This window comes from Rhodoferax sp. UBA5149 (genome assembly GCF_002413825.1).
GTDB lineage: Bacteria > Pseudomonadota > Gammaproteobacteria > Burkholderiales > Burkholderiaceae_C > Rhodoferax.
In genome coordinates this window covers 44393-50112 of sequence record NZ_DHXT01000102.1, presented here as the reverse complement: position 1 = coordinate 50112, position 5720 = coordinate 44393, and the positions used below count along the sequence as shown (strand labels likewise).

4 protein-coding genes and 1 tRNA gene are annotated in these 5720 nt (G+C 60.9%); all 5 read right to left on the bottom strand.

Features of this window, described 5'->3' with window-relative positions:
- Positions 1-151 precede the first annotated feature (151 nt).
- A complete protein-coding gene (locus tag B3V69_RS09300) occupies positions 152-352 on the bottom strand; it encodes a PfkB family carbohydrate kinase (protein WP_422662607.1) in 201 nt (66 codons plus the stop codon).
- 145 nt (positions 353-497) lie between these two features.
- Entirely contained in the window at positions 498-4064 is a 3567-nt protein-coding gene (locus B3V69_RS09295) for a YjbH domain-containing protein (RefSeq protein ID WP_296445876.1), read from the bottom strand.
- Positions 4061-4723: a YjbF family lipoprotein gene (locus B3V69_RS09290; protein WP_296445874.1), complete on the bottom strand. Its 663-nt coding sequence runs from the start codon at positions 4721-4723 to the stop codon at positions 4061-4063. Before B3V69_RS09290 ends, B3V69_RS09295 begins: the two co-directional genes overlap by 4 nt.
- A gap of 489 nt (positions 4724-5212) precedes the next feature.
- Positions 5213-5289: transfer RNA gene (locus B3V69_RS09285), tRNA-Met, on the bottom strand.
- 50 nt (positions 5290-5339) lie between these two features.
- Positions 5340-5720: enoyl-CoA hydratase-related protein (locus B3V69_RS09280; protein WP_296445871.1), on the bottom strand; the 381-nt coding region annotated here is incomplete at its 5' end.

The following is a 5720-nucleotide window of genomic DNA, read 5'->3' as shown; positions in this document are numbered from 1 at the left end:
TGGATGGAAATGCGCAGACTCAGAAACCAGATGGTCCACGAGTACATTGAGGATTTGGTCGTGCTTTCCAGCGCCTTGCGTAATGGCCATGCATTTGTGCCGAGCCTTGTTGCTGCCGCCCGTCGGTGTGTGGCCGAAGTTGAGCGGCTGCTCAGCGCCCCTTCCTAAAGTGGGTNNTGTAGAACGCACCCAGCTCATCATCCGCCACCCGGCAAGAGTAAAACGCCTTGCCGCCCAGCTGAGCCAGCGCCACCACGGTGTTGCCCGCCGAGCCGCCGCCAGTGCGCCGCGAGCTGGTGGCTTGCAGGTGGCCGAGCAATTCAGAGCGCCGAGCGGCGTCGATCAAGGTCATGTGCCGCTTGTCCACGCCCATGGCCTGGAGTTGCGCATCAGACACTTCGTATTCAGAGTCCACCAAGGCATTGCCGATGGCGTAGAGGTCGTGGGTTTTCATGGTTTTTGTTTTTGATTTAATAGGGGTGCGGCAGCGCAAACGACTACTTGAAAGACCAGTTTGCCACCACCGACTGCGGGGTGACGCTCAGACGCATGCCTGTTTGGCTGTGCTGCTGCTGGTCAGTCATCAAAGAACCGATGGCATAGCCCATGAAGGCGCCGGCCACGGTGTCAGATACCCAATGATCGCGCTTCTGCACGCGCCCAAAGGAAGAAGCAGCCGCGACCGCGTAGAGCCAAGGCATGTTGTGTTGTTGCGCAAACGGTGTAGCCAGTGCGAAGGCCATGGCCACGTGGTTGGACGCGAAGCCCGACTGGAGGGCGTTGCTGTTGAAACCGTCGAAGTTAGCGTTGCCCTGCTCCTCAAAGGGCCGAGAGCGACCAACGACGAAACGGGTGACCAGGTTGGCGCCCCAGGTATAGGCAGCGGCTTTGAGCGCGGTCTCTGCCGTGCTGGCGGCGGGCTGGCCACCGATGCCGGTGTACAACAAGCCGGCCCCCAGCGCCATTGCAACCGGCAGGGCGTTGGTGGCAGTGCCCAGTCGGTCCGCGTTGCCAGTCTGATGATTCTGTGCCCAGCGGTCGACGGGTTTGTCCAGCAGGCTGGAAGCCAGGATCGCCCCGCCAGCCCACAACCAGGTGGAGGCCGGGATATCACCGATCTGCCGGCCCAGGGTGGCGCTGCTGCTGCCCAGGGTTTCCAGCGCGTTGAGCTTGGGCTCGTTCAGCACATAGCTGGTGTTCTCGGCCGAGCTAACGCCCACCGGACTGGCGGAGCGCCATGCCAGAGCCCGGTAGTCGCGCTGGCGTGTGAGGTCATCCAGGGTAAAGCGGCGGCTCAGGCGTGCGCCACCGTCGCGCGTGAGGGGGTTCCAGACGATGGTGCCGTTGCCCGAGGTGGACTTGGGCAACATCACATCGAACGGAATGGTGACGTAAAGGCCTTTGTCGAAACTGCCCTCACCAAACGTCTCAGCGGATACGTTGGTTTTGGTGGCCCAGGCACCTGCGGCAACACCGTTGGAAAAAACGCGTTTGATGTCGAGCGTGGCGCCAACGTCGCCGGCGAGGTAACGGCCGGCACTGAGTTTGACCTGGAGGTCTTTCCAGCCGGTGTCCCAATACAGGGTGGCGTGGCCCGTGTTGACTGAATAGTCGCGGAATGAGAGGTTTTGGCGGAAATCGCGCTGGCGCACGTGATTGATATCGACCCCCCAGGCCAGGCGACCCTGCCAGGGGCGATACAACCACTCGGCCCCGACCCCGCCATACATCGACTCCAGCATGCCGGCGTAGCCGCTGACGTAGTGGCCGTTGCCAAAATCCCGCACGTGCGTGAATTGCAGCAGCGGCATGGTCAGCGCCGAGGATGTGACGTACTCGCGCTGGAAGGTGCGCACGCGCGGCAGGTTGCTGGGCCCGTCAAATTTGAAGTTGTCGTAGTTGTCGAGCAGGCGCAGGTCGAAGGCGCTGCTGAGCCAGGTGGTGTCTGAAAAACGGTGCTCCAGCTTGGCTTGCACCCCAATCTGGTAGAGCAGGAAACCGTCTGGCCCGCCCAGGATTTGGCTGTAGCTGGGGCCCCACTCGGCGCTGAAGCCTGGCGTCTTGCCTTTCCAGAAACGGGTCCCGGTCTCGCCTGGCCCCAGGTCCGCGACCACAGAAGCCTGACCTGGCGAAACCTGCTGCGCGGGCAAACGCAAGGCCGGGGGTTCGACCTGGGTGTGCTGCGCCACCCATTCGGCACGGTCCACTTCGACCTGTGACATGGGCAGGCCGCGTTGTTGCAGTTGCAAAACGAAGCGGGTGGAGGAAGCGGGTGCATCACGATGCAGGACGGTGATGGCGCGATCAATACGTTCTTGCAGGTGAACGGCGGCATCGGTCTCGGCCACCACCGTGGTGGTGATGCGCTGGTGTGAGATGCCACGCACTGACCAGCCGGTGTAAAGCTCTATGGTTTGGGCGGTCCCCCCCCAGCCCGCTGGCGCTAACCGGGCTGGCGCACTGGGACGGACGGCGGGCAAGGTGGGGTCCAGCAGCTTTGGGGAGTACAGCTGGTTCAGTCCGCCATGCAGGGTAAAGCCCAGCATGAGGGTGTTGCCGCGCTCCAGGCCAAAGCTCAAATCGATGTTGGGCGAATAACGGTAAACGGCGCCGACGTTGAATGGGCTCTTGACGGGTTGGTTGTTGTTGTCTTGCTCATGCTGGTAGTCGTTGCCGTCAAGTTCCAGCTTGAAAATCCACGGGTCCGATGGTGAGTGCCATTGCAGGCCCCCGAAGAGTGCCGTGGGACCACGAAACATCGATTGCGAATTTGTGGTGCCACCGCTGGCGTTGTTGTTGCCAGGCCGGCTGTCGAACCCCGCACCCAAAAAGGACAAAGGGTTTTTGATATTGCCGCGAGCCCCCAGATAACCCCAGCCCAAGCCCAGGCTGGCGTCCCAATTGCCCCAGCGCTTGTTGGCGACAATGTATTCGCCTGAGAACAGGCCGGTGCCGCCCAAGTCACGAAGACCCAGTGCGACTTGGGGCCCAAAAGCAGTTTCTTCGCGCAGTCGGACTTTCAAGTCGATGGATTTGTCCTTTAAGGACTGGTTGCCCGCGATGCTGGGTCCGTACAAGCGATTGGCAATGTCAGTGTAGCGAAAGCCCCCCTCTAGCCAATCGAGCCGCTGGAACATAACGGTGCCCCTTGTGTAGGGCGCTACGTGGCTCATCTGCAGACGCACCTCACCCGAGGGGGCCATGCGCGCGGTGGGGGTCTGCAGCAGGCCAATTTCACCCCAATCATTGGCTGTGGCCTGAGCACCGCGGGGGCGCGATGTTTCTGACCGCTGCAAGGCAACGTGTTGGATTTGTTCAACGGGCAAGGTGAATTCACCCGGCAACTGGGTGGCCAGAAAGCGGGCCAGGTTGTCGGACACGCTTTGGGGAATACCGGCCTGACGCTGGGGTGCCCAGATCCAGGCGCCAGGACCAGGCTCGGCTTGGGGCTCCAGACTCCAGGGGGCGATGCCATAGCGGGTAGTGCGGCCGTCAGCCTGGGCGATCCAGGCCCAATCCACCTGCCGGCTGGCTTCAGCACCAAGACAGGCGCGCAGGTAGTCTTGAACCAGGGCGCCGGAAGCATGAGAGACGGTGCACGGCAGACCAGCTTCGGTCACGACGGTGACGGTGGTTGGCCGTGAAGGCAAGACGATGCGATGTCCCTCTCGCAAGATGGGATCCTGCATAGGGGCCGATTGAAGCCAGCGGGCGTCGGCAATGGCTACGGTGAGCCGACCTGTGAGTGGCAAACCCAACAACCAGTCGGATAAATGGGCACGGGCCTCGTTGGACAAGGTAGCCACCGGGCTTTGCCGCAAGCCAAGGACCACGGCCTGACGCAGTTGCTCCTGCGGTGCGCGCTCGGCCTGCACCTGCCACTGCAAGGCAGTCGTGTCGGCGTTGGGGCCGACGTTGCGCAGCAGCCAGTTGCTCAAGCGCTCACCGGGAATGATGGCCGCTTGAATCGGGACGACTTGCGCCTGGGCCACTTTGGGCAAACCGGCACAGCAAGCAATGCACAAGACAGACGCTTGTGCGATACGGGTGAACTGGAACCTCACGAAGCCCCTTCCTGAACTGGCCAGCGCTGCAACTTGAGACAGAAGGTGGCCGACAAGCACTGCTCCGAATAAACGACGGCGGGTTGCCCACGGTAGAGGCCCCAGGCAAACCAGGACGGCGGCAAAGGCTGGGCGCTGGAATTCAGCGTGGCTTCGCGGAACCAGCCGTAGGCGCGGGCCTGTTTGGCGGGCAGCGAGGCCGGCAAAGCAATGGGGGGCACGCCAATCCAGGGCTTAAGTTCAATACGATCATGGATGGCGTAGCGGTGACCGGGCATTTCATCCCGTGAGCGCTGGTAAACGCTTCCCTGGGGCGGGACCTCAGTCCAGACCGGCGGAGCCGACGGGAATCGAACGGCGCGCCAGTCAATCTCCAGTCCAGCAGTGCCAACAATGCGACCATTCTGTGTTTTGACGACTTCGCGTCCGGCGGAGTACCAAACCTCGATGTCACCTTGAGGATGGGCATCGACATAACCCAATACCAACAAGGCCGGGGCACGACCCTCCACCTCTATTCGAAGGTAACGGTAGAGGGGGTTTGGCTTGGCGGGTAGGGTTGACGCTTGACCACTACCGAACTGTTCTGAGGCCACGGCCGACAAAACGTCAGTCAACGGCGTGGAACCTGAGGCACACCCGGCAAGACTGACGATCATGAATACCGAAAACCAGCACCGACAAGCAAAGCAGGAAGATATTTTCAAAACCAAAAAGAAAAGCGCCCGAAGGCGCTAATCAATAGCACAGCATTAATTAGTGCGTACCGGTGGCCGTAGCTGTGGCCGTATTGGTGTCTTGAGACACAGCAGCAATGACCGCAGCCGCGACGACTGCGCCAATAACCATGGTAGATGCAGTGATAGTTCCAAGGGCGGCAGTAGATGCAGCACTTGCGCCTGCACTGGCACTAGCACCTGTGCCGGCTGCAGCGCCTGATCCATTCGCTGGCGCAGCGGGTGTTTGAGCCCACAGGGACTGAGCTGACAGAGCCAGAGCGGCAACGACGGCGATAGATAATTTATGAAGCTTCATAGGTTTTCCCTTCTTGACATGGATTGAGTGACACGCGACCTGTAAATATAACAGATCAAGTAATGTGAGCCCAAAAAAAGAAAGCCCACAGTGGACGCACTGTGGGCTTGATCTGGTGGCGCTTCACGGATTCGAACCGCGGACCTGTGGATTATGATTCCATCGCTCTAACCGACTGAGCTAAAGCGCCTAAGCCCAATATTATAACCAGAAGCCGGGAGCGGGTTCCGAGTCACGGCCCTACTGGTGCCGGAAATGAGCCTTGCGTTTGTTCACGAAGGCGTCCATGCCTTCTTTTTGGTCGGCCGTGGCAAACAAGGCATGGAACAGGCGACGCTCGAAAATAATGCCATCGCTTAGCGTGCCCTCATAGGCGCGGTTGACGGATTCTTTGGCTGCCATGGTGGCTATTTGTGAGTACTCACTGATCATCAGTGCGGCGCCCAGTGTCTCTTCCATCAACTTGTCCAGCGGTACGACGCGGCTAACCAGGCCAGCGCGTTCAGCTTCTGCGGCGTCCATCATGCGGCCGGTCAGCGCCAGGTCCATGGCCTTGGCCTTGCCCACTGCGCGCGGCAGCCTCTGCGTGCCGCCGGCACCGGGGATGATGCCCAGCTTGAT